Consider the following 20,927-nt stretch of genomic DNA (forward strand, 5'->3'; position numbering starts at 1 on the left):
AATAAGCAAAAAGCGGAGCCTGTGCTCCGCTTTTTTATTGCTCAGTCTTTGGCATTTTGAAGGTATCAATCCGGGCGTTACGCCCGCTTGCCCCAAGTAGAACCAAGTATGGGTGATCTGGTTGAATTACCGGACGCTTTGCACCGTAAATGCCTGAGAGTCGCAAGCGCACCTCACCATGAGGTGTCATTCCTGTAACCATCCCCGCAGACATCTGAGTGAGCTTAATAGGGGCGTAAAGGATCTCGTAGGAGGGAGGAGCAGCTCCAGGTCTCATGACGACCACAGAGTTTGCTCTGATATCACGTCCCTCGTCCTGTACATCGACTACGCCAACGGCTCGGTGCAAAATTTTATACTGGCAATTCATCTAGATAATCATCGTCGTCGATACATTATGAAGCCGCGGCCTGTTTGGCAGCATTTTCAACAATGTTGTCCTTCAAACTCGCAGGCACATGGAATGTAAAGTCCTGAATGAGGACGTCCTGCACGATATCTGTCGCGAAGCGTTCGTTGACGCGGTCACGGACCTCGTCAGTCAACTCCTTCAGGTCAGATTTTTTCAGCTGGGCGAACTCTTTGTCGGCCTTGCTGTAAATGATACGGAAAGCTTCATCGACGATGAACGCATGAGGTGGAACCGCCAGTTTTGCAAGCAATTCACTATCAACCGTGAACACAAACTGCGCTACAATATAACCGTGGATCTGGCCATCTTCGAGCACCGGAACGTTGATGGTCGGTGTGCTCTGATAGTCCAAGCCTTCCAAATGCGCATTCTTCTGCAGCATCGGGTCAAAATCGGTCTTGTACAGAGCTGTAAAATAAGCTGCGCCGACTGTGACGAGACAGATCCAAACTCCGGTTACGAGAACTTTCAACATACGTTTTTACCAGCTTCCAACCAAAGATTCATAGGTGCCATCAGAGTCATGATCCTTCATCACCTGAGACAGGAGACCAGACACTTCCTTGACAGCATTGAGCTGGGTCGACAGCAGCTTCATATTAACTGCGAGCTTTTCCTGAAGTTCCTGAAGCCGGACAACGATCTCGCTTGGCAAGTTTTCAGGACCAACTGCCTTGCCTGCCATATCAAGATCAAGCATCGCACGGCCTTTGAGATAGGCGCTCTCTTCCAGATCAATATCACCTTTACCGACCAGAGCTTCATTCTCGGTCGATAGCAGCTTGTCTACGCGCCCAATACTTTTAGAAAGAGCAATGTAGTCTTCCGGCAAGATGTAAGCGTCGGTGTCATCAAGCTGCCCAGTGTCCTGAACCACTGGTTTTTCCTCATGGGGAACCAGTTCCTTGTGCTCACTGTCGATCATCTCAGACATTTATGCCTCTTGCTTTGGGAGAGTTGGACGAATGGTATCTGGCAGGAGCATTTCTGCCAGACCAAGAGACCCTGTTTTAGCGAGTTGGTTTGCGAGCTGCTCCGCCATCAAGCCTTTCCACATGGTGCCTGCAGTCCCGCCGCCATAGACGTTTTCAGTCTCCTTAGGCAGCATAGATTTCACGAAGGTCTGCAAGACAGCACTTTCCAGCTTCTCACCAAGATCAGCTGTCTCAAGCTTTTTGGAGTAGCGGTTGGCCATTGACTTTAAGCTCTCAACGCCCTCCTGCCCTCTTGCCTGAGCTGTGTCAGCTTCCGCCATAAATCTGGAGAAGCTGCTTGAGGCCCATGATGGCTCAGAAACGGGCAAATCCTTTGAAACAACGGCGGGAGCCTTAAGAGAGCGTGTGGCAGCTCTGACCTCAAAAGGGTCTGCTTGATTTATTACGTCCAGAACAAGATCGCTGACAGGCTGAATGGCCATGAGCACTCCCACTAGTCAAAAGAAGGGCATTTATAATTGGAAAGACCCTAATTTCTCAGACTTATCTGGACCTGACCTTCTTAGGTACTGCCTGCAGCTCTGCGATTTCCTGAAGCTGCTTTTTCTCTTCGGTCCGGTGATAAGACACCAGAGCTTTGCCATGATGCTTTTCAGTCATGGAAGTCTGCCTCTTCTGGTCAAGCAACTTGCTGAGCAACTCGCCCTTATGCTTTTCCTTCAGAGACTTGTTTCGATTGTTGGTATCCAGACGCCTTGAGATCGCCCGGTTCATCACTTCTCGTAATTCCCCTTCATGACGTCCCCAGTGGCTGACCAACTCCTCGCTCTCTTCGTCGCAACGCTGAATCTCACTTTCAAGAACCGCGATGTCATATTTGATCATCTGCTCTTTTTGTTCCTGAACCTTCATAATGCGCCGGAGGCGTGTGACACGTGCTTTATCCATGGCTTTACTGCAATACCAACCAGTCACCGAGGCCTGCATAGAACAAACGCAACAGCTCCGTAATGATCTGCCAGAGGATGAAAAGTCCCCCCATCATAACAACAGGCAGCGCGACAAAGTAGACTGGCATCTGAGGCATCAATCTGTTGGTGAGGCCCAAGGTCAGGTTCACAACAACACCGTAGATCAAAAACGGACTTGTAATACGCAATGCAAGCAACAGGCCTTGCATGAGCTTGGTTGAAAACTGATCAACCGCGGCAGCTGGAACAAACTCTCCCCCGACCGGAATTGTTTTATAGCTCTCCGCAAGCCCAACAAAGACATCAGCGTGTGCCCCGGTGATAAACAACATGGCAGTTGCGGTAAGCGTAACCAAAGATGCCAATGGTGGCAGTTGCTGAAATTCTTCGACAATCGTGACAGGCTGGTTGAAGCTGGAAGCGTTCGCCGCCGCACCAACCATCATCTGAAGCATACCGAAAAAGGCTCGCCCAAACGCTGCAATCAATAGTCCGATCAACAGCTCAACAAAAATGATGCGCAGCAACTCATCCAAAGGTGCAGCAGAGATGATTGGCTCAACCACCATCAAGATGAGAGGCGAGATCGCGAGCGTTGCAGATATCGCTATAAATAGGCGGACACGGATCATCACACGCGGTGACGAAAAACCCGGCATTGCCATGAGGCATGCTCCGACGCGGCAAAAGACCACGAAGACACTTAGGATTGCCTCAGGAGCATTTTCCAAGGTCACGAAATTGATCCCAATGCCTCAATATCAACGCCGCGCGCCACTTCCATATGAGAGAGGATTGGCAGTGCCGGGAACATACGCTCGGTGATCATACGCACGTACTGGCGCGCTTCCGGAGCAACGACGACAGCAAATCGCTGACCTGCCGAGATATGCTCGCGAATGACCTCCGCGCTGTCTTTCGCGAATTCTTCGACCTGAGAAGGCTCCATATCGAACTCGATGACTTCACCATTTGCGTCGCGGCGAAGTGCCTGATGGAATGCAAGGTCCCAGCGGTTCCCCAGACGAAGCACTTTAAGGCTTCCATCTCCAGCAATATCACCACAAATTTGCGTCGCCATGCGAATGCGCACGTGATCTGCAATTTGCTCAGGTCGGCGTGCATGAGGTGCTATTTCCGCAATCGCTTCCATGATCAAGGATAGATTTCGGATGGAGATACGCTCTGCCAGCAGCAGCTTAAGCACGGCCTGCAAGCCAGAGTAAGAGATGTGTTGCGGACAGATATCGTCAATCAGCCGCGTGTAAGCAGGATCAAGGCGATCTAAGAGCTTACGCATGTCTTTGTAGGAGAGAAGCTGCGACAGGTTATTTCTGATCACTTCAGACAGATGTGTCAGCACAACTGAAAGGTTATCGACAGTCGTATAACCTTGCCGTTTGACTTCATGCTCAAAAGCGGTTGGGATCCACATGGCTTGCATACCAAACGCAGGCTCACGTGTTTCAGTACCAGGGAGAGCTGGCAGCTCACGATTGCCGCCGATCACCATCAGCTCACCAACTTTGATATTCTCAGAGGCAACAATGGTACCGTGGATGCGGAACTCGTAACTCTTCGGCTCCAGATTGAGGTTGTCCGTGACTTTGATCTCCGGCACCACAAACCCGTACTGCTCAGCAAATTTCTTACGCATCTTATTGATGCGGTTTCCGATTTCTGGCTTAGCGGCGAGAAGACGTGCAGTGAGCTGCTTGCCAAGACGCATCTCAATCTCAGAAAGTTCAAGACTGTCCTTCACGGACTCTTTCTTGACTTCCTTCTGCATCTCAACCTTTTGCAGCTCTGCTTTCGCGAGCTCCGCCTTGGCTTCCGCTGCCTTTTTCGGAATAACGTAGGCAGAAAACCCAAGCACACCGCTCAAGAAAACAAACGGCAGGAATGGAAGCCCCGGAAGCAGCGACAGTAACAAAAGCAGCAGTGACGCGACAGCGAGCGCTCGAGGATACCCTGCCAACTGCCCCATTACAGCTTGCTCGGCTGACCCTCTGGTCCCACCTTTCGAGACAAGAAGACCTGCTGCAAGAGAAACGATCAGCGCCGGAATCTGCGAAACAAGACCATCGCCAACAGACAGTTTAGTGAAAACGTCGGCAGCTTCAGCTAAGTCCATGTTGTAGCGTGTAACGCCAATAACGATGCCACCCAAAATATTCACAACGGTGATGATCAAGCCAGCGACAGCATCACCGCGCACAAACTTTGAGGCACCGTCCATCGCACCGAAGAAGGAGCTTTCTTCTTCCAGCTCGGCACGTCTGCGCTGCGCTTCTTTATCATCAATCATACCAGCAGACAGATCGGCATCAATTGCCATCTGCTTGCCAGGAATTCCGTCTAGGGTAAAACGCGCGCCAACCTCTGCGATACGACTTGCACCTTTGGTGATCACCAGAAAGTTCACCGTTACAAGGATCGCAAAAACGATAAGACCAATGACAAAGTCACCGCTCATGACAAACTGAGAAAAGCCGTTAATCACATAGCCAGCTGCGAGCGGGCCTTCATGACCGTTCGCCAGAATTACACGCGTTGTCGCTATGTTCAGCGCAAGCCGAAGCATGGTTGCGATCAATAGAATTGTTGGGAATGAGGAGAACTCTAAAGGCCGCTGGATCCAGAGCGAAACCATCAAGATCAAAACCGATAGTGCAACTGATATTGCAAGACCGAAATCGATCATAAACGTTGGCATGGGAAGAAATAGCACAGACAGAATGAAGATAATTCCGACTGCAAATCCAATATCACGCTTGCTGTTTGGAGCAGCAATTCCCGTCACTGTCTGAGACATTCGCACCCTTCAATTCGGTAAAAGCATACTGCGCTACTTAGGCCGAAACATTGAAGAAGGAAGCTTGTGTGAGGGTGGTCTGGAGGGGAAACAGCGTCAGCTATCCCCTCCTAGCTTACTATAGCGAACCTGAAAAAGCGGTTCTAAAACCCGTATTCGATCCGCCCATAGACCATCTCAGTCAACGAGAAAATCTGTGAACCAATATACGGGCCTGTCATGGCAATCAAAATAAAGATCACAACAATCTTTGGAATGAACGTGAGTGTCATTTCCTGAATTTGTGTGAGCGCTTGAAACAGAGCGATAATCAAACCAACAAACATGGCCCCACCCACGGCGGGACCAGTTGCTGTAATCACAGTCCAAATTGCGGTACGCACAATATCGAGTGCATCTGCTTCATTCATTGCTTTATGATCTCACTTCACCATTAAGATGTAGCATCAGACTCGTCAGGTGTGTCGGTATCAGCAGGAGTATCAGAGTCAGCCGTCGCAGCAGGTGCAGGACGCGAAATCTGGATACCAGGCACCAGAGCCACTTTTGTCCCATCTTCCAGAGTTGCAATTGAGCCATCTGTGAGGATCTGAACGGACTTGATTATACCTGTTGTCGTTTCGGTACCATCTGCATTCGGCACTTCTACCGTCGCACCGATCAGATTGTTAGCCTGATTGATCGAGTTTTGCTGAAGCATAGATGTCAGATGGGTGTTCGTTTTAGTGGACTGCTCCACAGCAGAGAACTGTGCCAACTGCCCCATATACTCAGCAGTGTCGAGCGGATCTGTTGGATCCTGACTCTTGAGAGATTCCATGAAAAGCATCAGGAAGGCATTATAATCCAGATAAGCCTGTTCACTGCCCTGTGGCTTGAAGACAGGCTCATTATTCTGAGTATTATTTGCGGAAGATACTGGATCAACACTCATATTTTTGTCCTCTAATTCTCACCGACAGCACGTGCAAACGGCATCACAACGGCTTCTGTCTGATCTTCTTCTTGCTTTTCTGACCAGATCGCCATCTCAATCTCAAACAGCTTCTTCAACGTTCGAAGGGCATCAAAATAGCGTTTCTTTTTGATCTGAACTTCAACAGTTGCTAGCCCCTCTAGAAGGTCAGCATTTTCAATAGCCATATGGATAGATGCAAGCATTAAGAGAGCTCGCTGAAGACTATCCATTTCCGTTTTTGGATCAATCAGCGCAGTTTGAATATAAAAATACAACTGACGTAGAGGAGTCGTCGTATCTTCTGGCTGCATAACATAAGCCTCGAGAAGAAAACTCGCATCATTCAAAAGCTTCACCGAAGTCTTCTGCTCAAATGACAGAACAGCACCATTTATGAAGACCTTCTCACCCGCTTTTAAGTGTAAACGCATTGGAAATTCCCTCGCTCAACTCAAGCCGTCACGAACAAGCTCGTTGATTTCAATAAGACTATGAAAATCATCGGAGTTTCCCGACCTGATCAAATCGGCCTGCTTCACGCACCAAATCCCGATCGAGATGAGATCGGCCCGCAACTCCGCAGGAAGCGCATTTTCAGGATTGCCCAAGTCGTCGATTAAAATACTCCACAGTCGATGGACTGAAGTTAAAGCTTGAGCTGCCTCATTAGAGCTACTTCCGGCATCTTTGGCCGCCTGCAGCTGTGCAACTACCAATGAAAACAGTTCACGCTCTTGCCCTCTTCTATCTTCAGAGGAGTCTTCAAGCGTTTCAGCATAAGACATTTGATACATTTAGCACTCCCAGCGTGTTTCAAAAACAATTCTAAACACCTACAAATACTTCAATATATTCAGGTCTTTGATTTTAGCTGTGATTGCGTAAGTCGCCTCTAGTTGTGTCTGAGCAAGGCTCAGTTCCACAGCAGCTCTGTTTTCGTCAACATTTTCCAAATCATTGATGCGCACATTCAAAACGTCTCTCTTAGCAATGACGTCAGAGTTCGTCCGTTCAACATTCGTTTTAATTGCGCCGTTTTGTGCCTCGATAGCGATCGTCTTGTCGACCCCACCGTTTAAGCTGTTAACCGCCCGATCAGTAATAAACTTTTCAGCTTCAACATTGAGTTCCAGCTTTCCGAAGACTGCCACAATCGAGAGCCCTTCAGCTAGCTCCCCAAAAGCCTTTTCATTCGCTGAGCCGGAACCGGTCGTAGTTACGCCATTCTCGATCGTTGACGTCATTTTTTCATCTGTTGCAGAAGACCAATGAGTTGTCCAATCTGCATCGAATATGTCCTTAAAAGCTGGGCTTTCTAGGAACGTTTCCCAATCTTTGCCCAACGGGTCACCGGAGGCAGGAATTGAAGCAGTCGCAGGATCATCAATTCCATGCATAAAATAATCGTTAAACACCTTTTCGATCTGCTCTTCAGGCCCTAATGGAACGGGAGCGCCAGGTGATTTAAACTGAAAATCAGCAGCCGGAGCAGTTCCGGTGTTAATTCCGCCAAAAACATAAACACCGCTCACATTCGTATTGAGTGAGTTGGTAAGTTTATCCAGCTCGGTATAGGCAAGATTGGACGCTGTTTTAAGGTTATTGGAATTACTTTTCAGCGCAATAAGATCTGATCTGAACGTTGAAGCACTATTGTGCATATTGTCCAACGCAGTGTCCATCACATCCAAGCGTGTTACCAGCTGTCGATTTGTGTCCAGCTGACTTTCCAGTTGATAGAACTCAGAGCGAAAAGAAGCAGCAGCCCCTGTCTGCGCACCTAACGTCAGACCCATATCAGCATGTTTTTTGGACGCGTTTTCGATAACAGCTTTATCTAAACGCGCACGCTGATCGATAAGATAGTCAGACAGACGAAGTGAACTTGATAATGTAGAAACTGAATAAACCATACTTATCTTACTGCCCCCAGCAGCTCCTGGAACATTCTATCAACCGCAGTCATCAACCGCGCCGAAGCGGAATAGGCCGTCTCGATCGTCAACAGGCGCTGCATTTCTGTATCGATATTAACGCCTGTCTTATTGGACAACATTTGTGCGTTTGAGTTGAAAGCAGACGCATCAAGAGTGGAACTCTCGGTTGCCATTTTACGTTCAGCACTAAACCAACTTACTGTGTTGGCTGCAAAATCTTTGAGTGTCGAAGTTGGATTAACACCTGATGCTGGATCAAAGGTACGTTCCTGATTAAACGCTGTTTCGTAACTCTTCAGGAGGTCAGAATACCCAGCATTATCATCAGTGTTATGTTTGTAAGTCGCACCGTTAATTCCACCATCACGCAGGAGCTTTACATCTCCGCCTTTCGCTGGGTCGACGGCACTGTTCACCTCTAATCGGCTAACAAGATCACCTGCACCTACAACAAATGTAAACAGACCATCACCGACCCCTGCTGCAGGAGCTGGCTCGTGTTCCTGGAAGATATCAACGAGTGCTTTTGCAGTTTCATCGAGCTGCGTTTGCATTGTTACAAGCGCATCATCGCGAACTTTCGCATACCCAGCTATTGCTCCGCCAGTAACAGGTGCTGTTGCACCTGGACCTGCAACAGCAATACCATCTACAAGCACATTCTTGCCGACCTCTCCCGAGCCTAACGAAAGAGAAGTGTCAAATGAGACTTCGCGAGGACTTTTCTCAAACAAAGTAATGCCGCTATCGGTATAGACAGCCACACCATTGTTGTCTTGGTCAAGAACTTCAATACCGATCTCTTCAGAGAGCACTTTCAGCATTTCATCGCGCTGATCCATAAGCGCATTCACGTCTTTACCAGCAGCAGATCCCGATACGATCTTATTATTCACCCCTTCGAGATCGGAAAGGATGTTATTAATATTATCGACTGCGCGCCCCATTGCCGCATCGGCTTCAAGACGTGTACTTTTCAGACTCTCAGCTGACTGCTTAATATCATTGACTACAGCATTTGCAGAATTGATAGCAGACTGACCGAGGACCTGATTTGATGGATCGTTGCCGTACGCAACCAATGCCTCATTCAATGACCCTATGCTCGAAGCAACACTCATACCAAATGGCACTTGTCCAGAAGGATTGAGCTGATCAAGCATATTTGCATATGAACCAGAAGCGATTGCGGCACTCCCGCTTTTCAACGTTGCTTTAAATGCGGCCTGATTCACCATGCGAGAAGCATGGGAAACGTAAACAACCGAACCTGTGTCGCTTACAATATTCTGAACTACCGCTTCTTGCCGCGCGTAGCTTGGATTATTTACATTAGCGACATTGCGGGACGCAATTGCCATCTCAGCTGAACGAGCTGCGATGGACGATTGCGCCGTAAGCATTGCAGAGGTAAGAGACATATCGGAGCCCCTAGCGCAGGTTGTTCAGTTCTTGGAGCAACTCAGAGCTCGCGTTGAACACCTTTGTGTTCGCACTGTATGTGCGCTGAGCCTGAACCATCTCTGTCAGCTCAGCTGCAAGGTCAACATTCGATCCTTCAACCGCACCCGAATAGAGAGAACCAAAACCATTATCGCCCGGGAAACCCACTGCAGGATCACCAGAAGCATCAGTCGCGGCATAAACATTACCACTCTTTGCCTGAAGACCATCAGGGTTTGAGAAGTTAACAATCTGGATCTGATCAAGGAGTTTTTCTGCACTACTTCCGTAGACACCAAACACGCGACCATCAGATTCAATGCGAATATTTTGTATCGTTGATGGCTTATACCCATCAACATCAACTTTATTGACACTAAACTTTTCGCCAGCTGTAACTGTTTTACTCAGGTCAAGTGTAACATTTTCACCGTTCGGCACTTTAAAGACAAAGTCTGTAGGCGAGCCAGCTGCAAGCTTTCCATCACCAGAGAATTGTAGTGTTGTGACCCCTGGCGCAGGAAATGCAATTTTCGCCCCGGTCTCATCTGCCGCCTCAACAAGCCACTCAGAACCAGTAATATCGCCAGTTACCGGGTCAACGGATTCGGATTTCTTTGTATAAACAATGTCAATCTTAACCGCATTACCATTCTGGTCGAACGTACTAATAGATGTCTTGTAATCAAAACCAGTAGGGAGGCCCGTAGTTGGCCCTGGTGCTAACGGCGCAGGAGTATTTGAAGCCAAATTAACGCCCAACTCACCCTGAGAACTCGCCTGCCAAACCGGAGTATTGAGATCAACTGTGACAGGTGCACCGCCTGCTGACAACAATTTATAGCCACCGGAGTTTACCATCTGACCGTTCTTATCGAGAACGAAATCACCAGCACGCGTGAAGTAGGTACCACCTTGAGAATCCTCTACCTGAAAGAAACCGTTGCCGTTGATGGCGAGATCGGTACCACGGGAGGTGAAGTTGAAGGCGCCTTGTTGGCGAACGGACTGAACAACGGTTGTGTTCACGATACCAGATTCATGACCTGAGCTACCACCAGAACCAACAAGGGAGGAGAATGCTGTTTTGTAGCGTTTGTAGCCTACGGTGTTCGCGTTCGAGATATTGTCTGCGACAGTTGAGAGTTTGTTCGACTGCGCGTTCATACCTGACACGCTGGTATTCATAATTCCGTAGAGGCCCATGGTGTGCTCCTGGCTACATCAATTGCAAAATTAACTCGTGGCAGTAAAGCTTGTTAATCTTGTCTGAGCCTGACCCGAAACCTGTTGAATTATTTACAAAATTTTAATGAGTTCGGCGTCCATCGTCCGTAACCGGACGCGACGATATTTTTGATCACGCGGCAAACATAACGCTTTTGTGCAGGGTTGTTGTTTGGCCCAGCATGGTACCTGGCGACTGCCATGGTCCAGCTCTTCTCACGCTGCTTCAACTCAGAGAGGAATCTTGCTGCATAAGCAACATTTTGCGAGGGATCGAGCATTGCCCGGAGATCAGAGAACTTATTGAGATGGTAGTAGATGTTGATCTGCATACAGCCAACATCAATCAGCTTTACACCCCGATTTCGCGATCTCTTAATTGCGGCCAGGGCTTCTGTTGCGCTGTCAGCGAAGTAAGCTTTGCCTGCAATATTGAGAGCGTAGGGGTGTAGAGAGTTTTTGCGGCCCGTCTCTGTCAGACCAACCGCATAAAGGATGCCGAGCGGCACGTTGTATTGTCGTGCCGCTTCCTGCATCTGACGCTCACACAGGCGGATGGCTTTCTTCTTTCCAGCCGCCTGCGCAGAGAATGCTATCAAACTACAAATAGATGCCGCTGCGAATATCGTGAGCGTCCGCTTCATTCTGCCCTACCCCGGCATGATCCGCATGTGGTTGGTCTTCCCAGCTTTGCTGAGTATCACTTCCGTTGCCATCTCTCTCAGAGTTCTCTCCCCGACCGAACCGCTCCTGATTTTGCCCAGGTTGGCGCATTTGGTCAGATACTTCCTCTTTGAAGTTAACGGTGATATTTTGTGTCTCCGTGCGATAACCAGCATCTTGCAGAACACGTGCTAATGCCTGTCGATCACCCTTCAGCATATCCGCTGCTTCCCGAGTGTTCGTGACAAGAGAAATTTCCAACTCACCACCGCGCATTTGAATATTTGCGCGAACAGCACCGAGATTGTCCGGGCGCAGCTGGATCTCGAGCGATTTAACGGGCTTTGCTGCTTTTGCATCAGCAGCTTGAGCTGCCAACTCCTGAGCGGTATTTGCTGCAGATGCCGCTTGAGAGAGTTGCTTGGACAAAGCACTGGCAACCTGTTGCGCAGGACGTCCCAATTCAGCTGGTGGAAGGTGCGTCTCAAGACTCACCACCTTTACTTCACCACCCACTGCAGGCTTACCGGCAGCTTGGCTTGCAGATGCATCTGGTTGCGATTTGCCTTGCTTTAGCAGGAAATCAGCCGATAGCTGCTTAGCTCCGGTTGCGTTTCCTTCTGTCTGAGGCAAATTGATTGCACCACTGCCTTCGAGTTTAAGCCCAGCATTAGGTGTCTTCGGATTGCCGAGTTCTGAGGTACCCTGTCCCTGAGTGGCTCCACTTGTTTTGACGGTGCCCGATTTCACATCGGCTTCGCCATTCAAGGCCTTCAACTCTTTTGAGCTTAACGCGTTCAAGACCTGAGCCATCGTCCCATCTCGACTGGTGGCGGTAGATCCGGTCATATTAGCGAGGCCGGTTACTGAACTCATTTGCAATCCAGCTTTTTGCTCAGCCGTCATTACTGCATTGACGACAAGCTGCTTGGCCAACAACTCATCTGAGAGCAATTCGGCGCCACTTGTTGTCTTTTGACTGGCTGCAGCCTCGCCTTTCGCAGCAGTATTGTCTGCTCCGGTGGCATCAGATGAACCCGCACCAGCCTTTTTTAAAAGGTCTTTGATAGTTTCAGATGCTTCAGACTCACCTTTATCAGACTTGGTCTCTGTCGATGCTGATTTTGCTTCTTCTTTCTTGTTAGACGCTTCTTTGCGATCCGGAATTCTTTTATCATCCCGAACTTTATCGATGACCTTATCAAACCGGTTCGCACGATCATCTTTTTCGGAACGAGCGGTATCTTTACGAGTATCTACAGTGTCTTTAACAGGAGCACTACGATCTACATTTGGAAGAGTTGCATTCATCAAAACTCGGCCTCTTTCAGTGCTTCATCTGCATCGTTTAGTGCGCTTTTAAATGGGACTAACGCTTCTGTGTCGTAAAGCTTCTCTTCCAGTCCAACATGTGGAACGTAAGGAACAAACTCGGAGGCTGCTGGCGTTTCTGGCTGTGGCCACTCCCGAATAGTATTTGCCATCGCGATTGCGGCAGTCTGGATTAGTTGATTGCCTGCACTTAAGTCTGCGGCTTTTACCTCAACCAAACCTGAGATTGCCTGTTCCCATTCTTCACCAGAAGCTTTGGCGGCAGAAAAGTAAAGCTTGGCTTCACTCACGCGTTCTGCATCATCCGAGTTCAGATCAAGAAATGCGGCGCTTCCCTTAACTGCAAAAGCGGTATTACCACTGATCAAAGCAGCTTTGGCTAGGCGAAGAAGAAGGATGCTTTGAGATTCCTCGTCAAACTCCGAGACCAGCTGGAACACACGGTCCCATTCATCTTCTTTTTTCAGATAATCAGAACCGCTGATCACATCGGCGACGGTGTCCCGAAATTCAGAAGCGAATACTGAGGAGCTATATTGGAACAAATAACGACGAGACAGTCTCTCGAATTTCTCCGTATCGCCCAGCTCGGCAACCATTGGAGCTTGCCTGCGCAATGCGCTCTCTTCCACAAGCGTCCCCGGCATCATCAAACGCGCAAGATCAAAATAGCGCTGCGCTCCTGCCGGATCATTATTGGAAATCAAAATAGCCTGCGCCAAAGCCACCTGCCCTGCGACGGCCACCGGGAGCGTGATTGGATCGACCTTTAACAACAAGCTCAACGCCATTTGGCGATTGCCTTGCGAATAAGCCATAGCGCCGGCAAACAAATTCGGATCGCCCGTAAATTTGACGCCTTGAACCGCAAGTTCCTGAAAAACCGATCCAGATCCGCCGCTAAGCATAAATGAAACAGCAGCGCGCGAGTTCTTCTCAAGCTTCCACAACTCTGGGTCCAGTCGCAGAAACCTACGACCAATCACGATAAGCGATGGTTGCAGCAAGTTGTAAGCTTCCAGGTTCCCCTTAATGATTTCATCTTGAAGAATCTGCAGCTCCAGAACCATAAGATCAGGATCAGCTGTCGACACCATCTGGGCCGATGCCGGCTGAAGGTTCATCGCAACAGGACTTGCGGCTAAAATCAACGCAGTGGTCAACAGTCCAGATCTCAGGAGAGAAGTTCCAGCTTTTCTTGCAGCGCTAACCAGCATCAAGCCTTCCCTTTCATCAGCATTATTTCAATGCGGCGGTTTTGAGGAGCGTATGGCTCTTCAACATCCTTCAGACGGCGGTCTGCATAGCCTTCAATACCTACGATACGGTTTTCATCCAAACCACCACGAGTGAGCATGAAATAAGCCATGTGGGCACGAGCTGTAGACAGACGCCAGTTGTCGTTGCGCTTGGATTTGAATGGCCGTGCATCAGTATGGCCGCGAATTACGATCTCACCGTTCTCTTCTTCAAGAACCTTCGCAATCTGCTCCATCGCCTTCACAACATCCGGATGAGGCTCAGAGGACCCAACAGCGAACATTCCAAAGTCGTCATTGTCCATAATGCGGATCAGAACACCATCTTGAGAGTGAGTGAACTCGATGCTCGCTCCGGTTTTCATCCCCTCAAGCGCTTCTCCAACGGAGTTCGCCAAAGACACCAGCTGTTTGTTGCCTTCATCGTCTTCATCATCACCAGATTCAGACTTTTGTGGCGCTTCTGCAGGCTTTGCAGCAGGGACTGCTGCGACAGCTTCAAGCTTAGCATCAGCTGGCTCTGTAACGAGATCAGGCTGCTTTATCTCGACCTTCATTTCGGCATTTTTCTGAATTTCTTCAGCATCCTCAATCAGTGTCGGAGCTTCCTGTCCGGCATCATCAGCAGCTGTCGTTCCAGCATTCACTTCAGCGAAAACAAGGCGCGTCATTACAGCGTCTTCGCCTTCAGCCTCTGCTTGACTCTGGGCAAGCTCTTTCAGAATTTCCCCTTCGGCAAAACTCTCGCCTTCGCCGTCTGGAGCATCACCGATTACAATCACAGAATTCTCAGCTGAGGCCTCACCAGAAACTGCGGGGAGATTCTTACCTCCACGGGCCAGCTCGGAAGCTTCTTCCAAAACCTTGATTTGCTCGGCAGTCAACTCATTCGCTGGAATACCTTCTTCTTTTTCATGAAGGATCGGAATTTGAGCGAGCAAAGGAGCATTGCCTGGCAGCTCGTCTTTTTGCCAACCAGAAGGATCGAATGGATCTCGGAAGCTGGTTCCGTCAGCCAATCCTTGCCCATCCGGATCACGGTTGGGAAGCGCAAAGAGAACTGGGGTCTTCGCCATTTTCAGCGACCCTAAACCACCAGTTCCAGGTGAGCCATCCGTCTCAACAGTCGACTCTGCTTCTGCAGCAAGCGCAGCAAGGATTGCATAAGGATTATCAAAAAGCTGGGCTTCGCTGTACCGGGCATCACGCTCATAGTCTCGACTAATGGCATTAATTGGTTTGACACCACCGCCTTCGGCATTTGCACCCGCGAGTTTTGAGTTCTCACCCGTCTCCCGATCAGAGACCGGCTCAGGTCTGTCTGCGCCACCACCCGATGTAGGGCCTTTCTTTTCGATACCACCAGCGCCAACGGGCTTACCGTTATCAACGCCTTCGTCACTCTCGAGAGGAGACGGCGTTTCTTCAGGGTCACGAATACCCTTCGGGCTTGCAGTGGAATCCACCAGTTTGATCGGGTTAAAATAGCTTGCAATACCGCGCTGAGAAGCCTCATCAGATGCATTGACCAACCACATGAGAAGGAAGAATGCCATCATCGCCGTTGCAAAATCTGCATAGGCAATCTTCCAAACACCTGACTTAGGTATGGTGATCATGTCGCTGTTACGCCTGCGAACGATAATCAGTTCTTGTGGTTCCAACGCCATGGCTACTACTCTCCCAGCGTACTGCGAAGCTCCTCGCACCATTCCGACAGGCCGGTGGAAAGTGCCATATCAGACACCTTCACCACGAGATCAGTGCTGGAGTTTTCAGAAAATTTAATTGTGCTTGAAAGTTCGGCAGTTTTTTTGCCGAACAAATCATAAAGGTTTTGAGGCCCAGACACTTCAAGAACGACTTCGGGCGTTTCAGAGAGCTGACGACGCACAACCTGCACCAATGAGGTTACGGCACGATCCCGTGCACTCTCTTCGATAAACGGAACCAGAATTTCAGAGACCGCTTTAGACAGCCTATCTTCAATTTCGACGAGAGAGTGTTGAAAAGCTTCCTTTAACTTCTCACCTTCTCCCTCTTTGAATGTTTTTTCCCGCTCAGCCAGCTCAACTTCTAATTCTTCGCGCATCTTCTTGACACGCTCATCCGCACCTGACTTGGCAGCTTCTTCACCCTCTGAGAACCCATTTTCATAAGCCTCGAAGACGCGGTTAACCCAGTCTCCACCTTCGCCGTACCCTTTCGGAAGCATGGAGATAACTTCCTGCATGTCCTGAAGGTCTTTAGTGGTAACGCCTGTATCTGTCGTAAAATCTGCTAGATAGTCGTTGATGCCGCGTGTCATCCAGCACGCTCCTGATCATACATCCACTGCTTCAGAATGATTGCCGCCTGCATATCATCCATCTCAACAGCACGCTCAAGCTTGCGAAGATTGTCGCGATTCACAACGGTCGCATCAACACCTTCACCAGACATTCCGTCCCCGTTTGTGTAGTCCGGCAGCTGACCGTCTTCGCCTTCAATTTCACCATCACGAACAGCGTTGGAATTCGCACCAACCGGCAAACCTTCTTCAACTTCTTCAGGTTTCGGAATAAGGAAGGCGACAGCTGGCCGCAGACCAAACCAGATAATCATCAGCGTAACAATTAGGATTGCACCAGCGTTGACCACTGACCCCATATTGCGCATCAACACATCCTGCCAAGTCCGCTCTGGGATAGCAGCAAGCTGCTCACCAGCCAGCATAAAGTTCACGGCAGAAACTGAGACCTTATCGCCACGGGCAACATCAACACCAGCTGCTGTTGCGATAATCTCTTCAATCTCCTCGACCTTTTCAGTCAGATCCGCTTCGGCGCCATCAACAACAGCATCGCCCTTTTGCCCCTCGACACGGCGCGCCATCTCCTCAACGAGGCGATCACGATTGACGAGCACTGCTATACTCATGCGATCAATGCGATAATCATCAAAGATGGTTTCAACGGTGCGAGAGGAGATCTCGTAGTTCGTCAGTTCTTCGCGGCGTTCGTTTTCTTCTGAAGAGCGCTCACCGGATTGCGACGACACCGCTTCCTCAGGAAGGTTTTGCTCAACAGTAGTTGGATTCTCCAAACTCGCATTTTGAGCGCTCGCATTTTCGCGCACAACGCGGAAAGATCGCTCAACACGCGTTTCAGGATCATATGAGGTTTCAGAGACACGTTGGTTATCAGTATTCACAGAGGCAGAAACACTGACTTCAAAGTTATTTACACCGAGATAAGGTGCCAGCGCCTGACGGATGGCATTTTCCTTGCGCGAAGCTAAGTCAGCTTCCAACATCGCTTTACGACCAGTTGACGCGCTTTGGGCATCTTCACCAGCAGCAAGAAGCTGACCCTCGGTATCAAGAACGGTCACCGCCTCAGCAGTAAGACCTGGAACAGCAGCAGCAACAAGATAACGAATAGATTGCGCGACTGAATTTGTCTGAACCCCCTCAGTGCGAATAAGAACGGAAGCGGTTGGCTTTTGATTCTCACGTCGGAAAGTTGCTTTTTCAGGAAGAACCAAATGTACACGAGCAGCTTTAACGCCTTGCATACTTTGGATTGAGCGAGCAACTTCTCCCTCAAGCGCACGGACCTTGGTCACGCTCTGCATAAAGGATGTCAGTCCCAGGGAACCCATCTCATCAAAGAGTTCGTAACCTGCACCCGACCCACGCGGCAGCCCCTTTTCAGCCAGCAACATACGAGCGCGAGCCGTTGCGCCGACACCGACTGAAATCGATGTGCCGTCTGCGTTTACATCAAACGGAACGCCGCTGGCCTGCAATGCCATACCGATTTGAGTGACATCATCCCTCTCCAGATTAGCGTAGAGAATTTCCTGCTCTGGACGGGACAGGAGATATGCTGCTGCGCCAATCGCAACAAACGTAAATAACCCAATAAAAGCGAGCACCATCAGGCGCTTTGCACCTAACTCGGCCAGATTACCATAGATTTTTTCGGCGTTTTCACGAGCTGCCATTGCGACCTCTGCAGGTGTATCAATGGCGCTACCTTCGCTTTTCAACCTTGCGCGAACGTGATCAGGATTTACATTGGGCGAAAATCCACGCTTTCTCGGAGCCAATACAAGCTATTTCGGAGAAAACTAAGAGTATCAGGTATATACATCCGCGTGGGTGATGCGCTGGATACTCGGCAAACCATTCACGGTCAAACCACAACCCTGCCCTTTCAAGCGCTTACTCACGCGATCAGCTGTTGCATTGATTGCCACAATCGTATTTGCGCCGCACTCAATTTGACGAAGCTGACCTTCCTGCTCAAAAAGCACATCTCTGGCAAGTGCAACGACAGAGCTCCAGAAGCGCTCATTGCCCCGCAATGCAAACGTCAGGCCCTCAAGCTTCTGCTCAGACGCGAGCGCAGAGAGGTCAACCTGACCAACTTCCTGATCTCCTTGCCTGGAGATATTTAACTGACTACTTAACATCAAGCACCGCTCAACTCAAAACAACCCAACACGAGATAAAGCTTAAGAAATCTTATCTCAAATACTGGTATATTTTATCGAACTTGCCTTAACCTGACTTGTAACAATTTTATCTAAAATTTTATCATAATTACAAGTAAAAGCCCCGGCGATTAACCGGGGCCTTAAAGCTTCTAAGGTTCTCAGAGCTTTCCGACTTAACGGAACAGGCTGAGGATGTTCTGGGAACCAGAGTTAGCGATAGACAGAGCTTGAATACCGAGCTGCTGCTGGGTCTGAAGAGCCTGCAGACGAGTGGATTCAGCGTTCATGTCCGCATCAACGAGCTGACCGATACCACGATCAATCGCATCAGACAGGTTGCTTGCAAACTCTTTCTGCATGTCTACGCGTGATTTGGCAGAACCGAGCTCAGTTGCCGCATCAGTGATCGCGGACAGCTGACCGTCAACAACGTCGATGTAAGCAGCCAAGATACCGTTATCTACCGCGTTGTTACCAAGCGTGGAGATATCGAGATCAAGGAATGAAATCGGATCGATAGTACCCGCTGTAGTAGAACCAGAAAGCGCTTCAAGCTTTTCAGCCACATCTACCGCAATCGTGTTACCTGAAGGCAGGGTCGCTGTTGCCGCATTAAAAGTAGCTTTATCCGCATCAGATAGCCCCTCATAATGCTTTAAGATTGCAGCTTCAGTAGCCTTCCTGATAATACCATCTTCAGTTGCGGTAACACTGAGCGTACTCATATCACCTGCAGTTGTATGCGCAACAGTAGCGGCAGTACCATTCAGGTTCTCAGTAAGAATACCTGTGTTGCCTGCTACGCCACGCGTATCAACCAAAACAGTCGTACGAGTGTCAACAACGATGTTCTCAATCTGAGTGTTGCCAGCTGCATCACGTGTAAAGGAACCGGCAATCTCTTTGTTGAGAGCATCTGTTGCCATGTTCTGCTGCAGCCAGTTTTCACCGGAGAAAGTTGCAGAAGAGGCAATGGTTTCAAGCTGCTTTTGAAGCTGCTCAACGTCCGCCTGAATCTTTTCACGATCAACAGTACCGTTGGTTGCTGCTGTCAGCTTGTCTTTAATCTGGCTAACGATGTCAACTGTCTGATCCATAGCAGTGAACGCTACATCAACAGTCGCAGCACCAAGACCCAAGGAATCCTTCACAGCTGAGAGAGCTGAGTTATCAGATTTCATGGTTGTTGCGATAGACCAGTAAGCCGCATTGTCAGAGGCATCAGCAACACGCATACCGGTAGAAATGCGGTTCTGAGTGGTTGCCATGCTGTCGTTGATACCACGAAGAGTGGTCAACGCTACCATTGCGGAGGAATTGGTCAAAAGAGAAGACATAATAGTTGCCCCTAAATAAGAAGAATTGGGACATTCCGGATTAAATTCCCGGAGTTACAGAATTGCATCATGCACTTTGAATAGTCAAAGCCTGTAACAGAAGCCAACGATGCCTCATGAAACTTACGCCAGACTGATTGAAACATAAGATTTTATGAAATCCACGTAGAATTATATCGATTATCTGAGTGGGCTATCGAGTTATAGAAATAAGAAAAAACCAAATCGCTCTGCGGGAGATAAACAGTCAAGATATCTCAGAAAAAAGTAAAGGCCCCGGCAAATAGCCGGGACCTTAAAGTTTCTAAGGTTCTCAGAGCTTTCCGACTTAACGGAACAGGCTGAGGATGTTCTGGGAACCAGAGTTAGCGATAGACAGAGCCTGAATACCGAGCTGCTGCTGGGTCTGAAGAGCCTGCAGACGAGTGGATTCAGCATTCATGTCTGCATCAACGAGCTGACCGATACCACGATCAATAGCGTCAGACAGGTTGCTTGCAAATTCTTTCTGCATATCAACGCGTGATTTTGCAGAACCGAGCTCAGTTGCCGCATCAGTGATTGCAGACAGCTGACCATCAACAACGTCGATGTAAGCTGCAAGGATACCGTTATCTACAGCGTTGTTACCGAGCGTAGAGATATCGATATCAAGGAAAGACATTGGCTCAAGTGTAGTCGCAGTTGTACCAGATAATGCCTCAAGCCGGTCTGCAACTTCAGCAGCAATTTCAGTTGCGTTTTTATCGGCAATAGGAGCACCAGAATCGGTTATACCGAAGTCAGCCTTTGCCGCATCATCAAGACCGTCATAATACTTTACAATTGCAGACTCGACAGCTTTACGAAGAATACCGTCACCACCAGTACCCTCAGGTACATCGAGAGAGTCGATATCGCCTCTTGTCATCGTAGGTGTGCCGTGAACATCGCCCATCAAGTTTGATGTCAGGATACCTGTGTTGTCTGTTAAGCCACGCGTATCAACCAGAACAGTCGTACGAGTGTCGACAACGATGTTCTCAATCTGGGTGTTACCAGCTGCATCACGTGTAAAGGAACCAGCGATCTCTTTGTTGAGAGCATCAGTTGCCATATTCTGCTGCAGCCAGTTTTCACCGGAGAAAGTTGCAGAAGAGGCAATGGTTTCAAGCTG

Annotated in this window: 23 protein-coding genes; all 23 read right to left on the reverse strand. The window is 49.0% G+C overall.

Going from position 1 to position 20,927, the window contains the following annotated elements:
* Positions 1 to 34: 34 nt before the first annotated feature.
* Positions 35 to 370, reverse strand: a complete 336-nt coding sequence (locus BM231_RS15010) for a hypothetical protein (protein WP_208860385.1) — start codon at positions 368 to 370, stop codon at positions 35 to 37.
* A 25-nt stretch (positions 371 to 395) separates the two neighbouring features.
* Positions 396 to 887: a flagellar basal body-associated FliL family protein gene (locus BM231_RS15015; protein WP_093520609.1), complete on the reverse strand. Its 492-nt coding sequence runs from the start codon at positions 885 to 887 to the stop codon at positions 396 to 398.
* Positions 888 to 893: 6 nt separating this feature from the next.
* Complete coding sequence (locus BM231_RS15020; protein WP_057466039.1) at positions 894 to 1,346, reverse strand: hypothetical protein; 453 nt, start codon at positions 1,344 to 1,346, stop codon at positions 894 to 896.
* Positions 1,347 to 1,829, reverse strand: a complete 483-nt coding sequence (locus BM231_RS15025) for a rod-binding protein (RefSeq protein ID WP_093520611.1) — start codon at positions 1,827 to 1,829, stop codon at positions 1,347 to 1,349.
* A gap of 61 nt (positions 1,830 to 1,890) precedes the next feature.
* Positions 1,891 to 2,295 carry a hypothetical protein gene (locus tag BM231_RS15030; RefSeq protein WP_093520613.1) on the reverse strand — a complete coding sequence of 135 codons (405 nt, stop codon included), beginning with the start codon at positions 2,293 to 2,295 and terminating at the stop codon, positions 1,891 to 1,893.
* Positions 2,296 to 2,299: 4 nt separating this feature from the next.
* Complete coding sequence (locus tag BM231_RS15035) at positions 2,300 to 3,055, reverse strand: flagellar biosynthetic protein FliR (RefSeq protein WP_208860386.1); 756 nt, start codon at positions 3,053 to 3,055, stop codon at positions 2,300 to 2,302.
* The gene (flhA, locus tag BM231_RS15040; RefSeq protein WP_093520615.1) at positions 3,052 to 5,133 is read right to left on the reverse strand and encodes a flagellar biosynthesis protein FlhA; all 2,082 of its coding nucleotides are present in this window, start codon (positions 5,131 to 5,133) and stop codon (positions 3,052 to 3,054) included. The genes BM231_RS15035 and flhA overlap by 4 nt, the downstream gene beginning before the upstream one ends.
* Before the next feature lie 143 nt (positions 5,134 to 5,276).
* Positions 5,277 to 5,543 (reverse strand): flagellar biosynthesis protein FliQ, encoded by a 267-nt coding sequence (fliQ, locus tag BM231_RS15045; RefSeq protein WP_063288348.1) that lies wholly within the window; start codon positions 5,541 to 5,543, stop codon positions 5,277 to 5,279.
* Between the two features lie 23 nt (positions 5,544 to 5,566).
* Positions 5,567 to 6,067, reverse strand: coding sequence for a flagellar hook assembly protein FlgD (flgD, locus tag BM231_RS15050; protein ID WP_208860387.1), 501 nt, complete (start codon positions 6,065 to 6,067; stop codon positions 5,567 to 5,569).
* Between the two features lie 11 nt (positions 6,068 to 6,078).
* Positions 6,079 to 6,522 (reverse strand): flagellar biosynthesis repressor FlbT, encoded by a 444-nt coding sequence (locus tag BM231_RS15055; protein ID WP_093520617.1) that lies wholly within the window; start codon positions 6,520 to 6,522, stop codon positions 6,079 to 6,081.
* A 15-nt stretch (positions 6,523 to 6,537) separates the two neighbouring features.
* Positions 6,538 to 6,885 (reverse strand): flagellar biosynthesis regulator FlaF, encoded by a 348-nt coding sequence (gene flaF / locus BM231_RS15060; protein WP_063288346.1) that lies wholly within the window; start codon positions 6,883 to 6,885, stop codon positions 6,538 to 6,540.
* 39 nt (positions 6,886 to 6,924) lie between these two features.
* Positions 6,925 to 8,004, reverse strand: a complete 1,080-nt coding sequence (locus BM231_RS15065) for a flagellar hook-associated family protein (RefSeq protein ID WP_093520619.1) — start codon at positions 8,002 to 8,004, stop codon at positions 6,925 to 6,927.
* Positions 8,005 to 8,006: 2 nt separating this feature from the next.
* A complete protein-coding gene (gene flgK / locus BM231_RS15070) occupies positions 8,007 to 9,449 on the reverse strand; it encodes a flagellar hook-associated protein FlgK (protein WP_093520621.1) in 1,443 nt (480 codons plus the stop codon).
* A gap of 10 nt (positions 9,450 to 9,459) precedes the next feature.
* Entirely contained in the window at positions 9,460 to 10,677 is a 1,218-nt protein-coding gene (locus tag BM231_RS15075; RefSeq protein ID WP_093520623.1) for a flagellar hook protein FlgE, read from the reverse strand.
* Positions 10,678 to 10,766: 89 nt separating this feature from the next.
* The gene (locus BM231_RS15080; protein WP_093520625.1) at positions 10,767 to 11,342 is read right to left on the reverse strand and encodes a transglycosylase SLT domain-containing protein; all 576 of its coding nucleotides are present in this window, start codon (positions 11,340 to 11,342) and stop codon (positions 10,767 to 10,769) included.
* Entirely contained in the window at positions 11,299 to 12,672 is a 1,374-nt protein-coding gene (locus BM231_RS15085) for a flagellar hook-length control protein FliK (protein ID WP_093520627.1), read from the reverse strand. Before BM231_RS15085 ends, BM231_RS15080 begins: the two co-directional genes overlap by 44 nt.
* Positions 12,672 to 13,910, reverse strand: coding sequence for a hypothetical protein (locus BM231_RS15090; RefSeq protein WP_093520629.1), 1,239 nt, complete (start codon positions 13,908 to 13,910; stop codon positions 12,672 to 12,674). Before BM231_RS15090 ends, BM231_RS15085 begins: the two co-directional genes overlap by 1 nt.
* A complete protein-coding gene (locus tag BM231_RS15095; protein ID WP_093520631.1) occupies positions 13,910 to 15,622 on the reverse strand; it encodes a flagellar motor protein MotB in 1,713 nt (570 codons plus the stop codon). Before BM231_RS15095 ends, BM231_RS15090 begins: the two co-directional genes overlap by 1 nt.
* A 5-nt stretch (positions 15,623 to 15,627) precedes the next feature.
* A complete protein-coding gene (locus tag BM231_RS15100; protein ID WP_093520633.1) occupies positions 15,628 to 16,260 on the reverse strand; it encodes a FliH/SctL family protein in 633 nt (210 codons plus the stop codon).
* Entirely contained in the window at positions 16,257 to 17,939 is a 1,683-nt protein-coding gene (fliF, locus tag BM231_RS15105) for a flagellar basal-body MS-ring/collar protein FliF (protein ID WP_093520635.1), read from the reverse strand. Before fliF ends, BM231_RS15100 begins: the two co-directional genes overlap by 4 nt.
* 135 nt (positions 17,940 to 18,074) lie before the next feature.
* Positions 18,075 to 18,410 (reverse strand): hypothetical protein, encoded by a 336-nt coding sequence (locus tag BM231_RS15110; RefSeq protein WP_093520637.1) that lies wholly within the window; start codon positions 18,408 to 18,410, stop codon positions 18,075 to 18,077.
* Between the two features lie 197 nt (positions 18,411 to 18,607).
* A complete protein-coding gene (locus BM231_RS15115; protein WP_093520639.1) occupies positions 18,608 to 19,771 on the reverse strand; it encodes a flagellin N-terminal helical domain-containing protein in 1,164 nt (387 codons plus the stop codon).
* 328 nt (positions 19,772 to 20,099) lie between these two features.
* On the reverse strand, positions 20,100 to 20,927 hold an 828-nt coding region (locus tag BM231_RS15120; protein WP_093520641.1), incomplete at its 5' end, for a flagellin.

The sequence above is a fragment of the Pseudovibrio ascidiaceicola genome (assembly GCF_900114245.1).
Lineage (GTDB): Bacteria > Pseudomonadota > Alphaproteobacteria > Rhizobiales > Stappiaceae > Pseudovibrio > Pseudovibrio ascidiaceicola.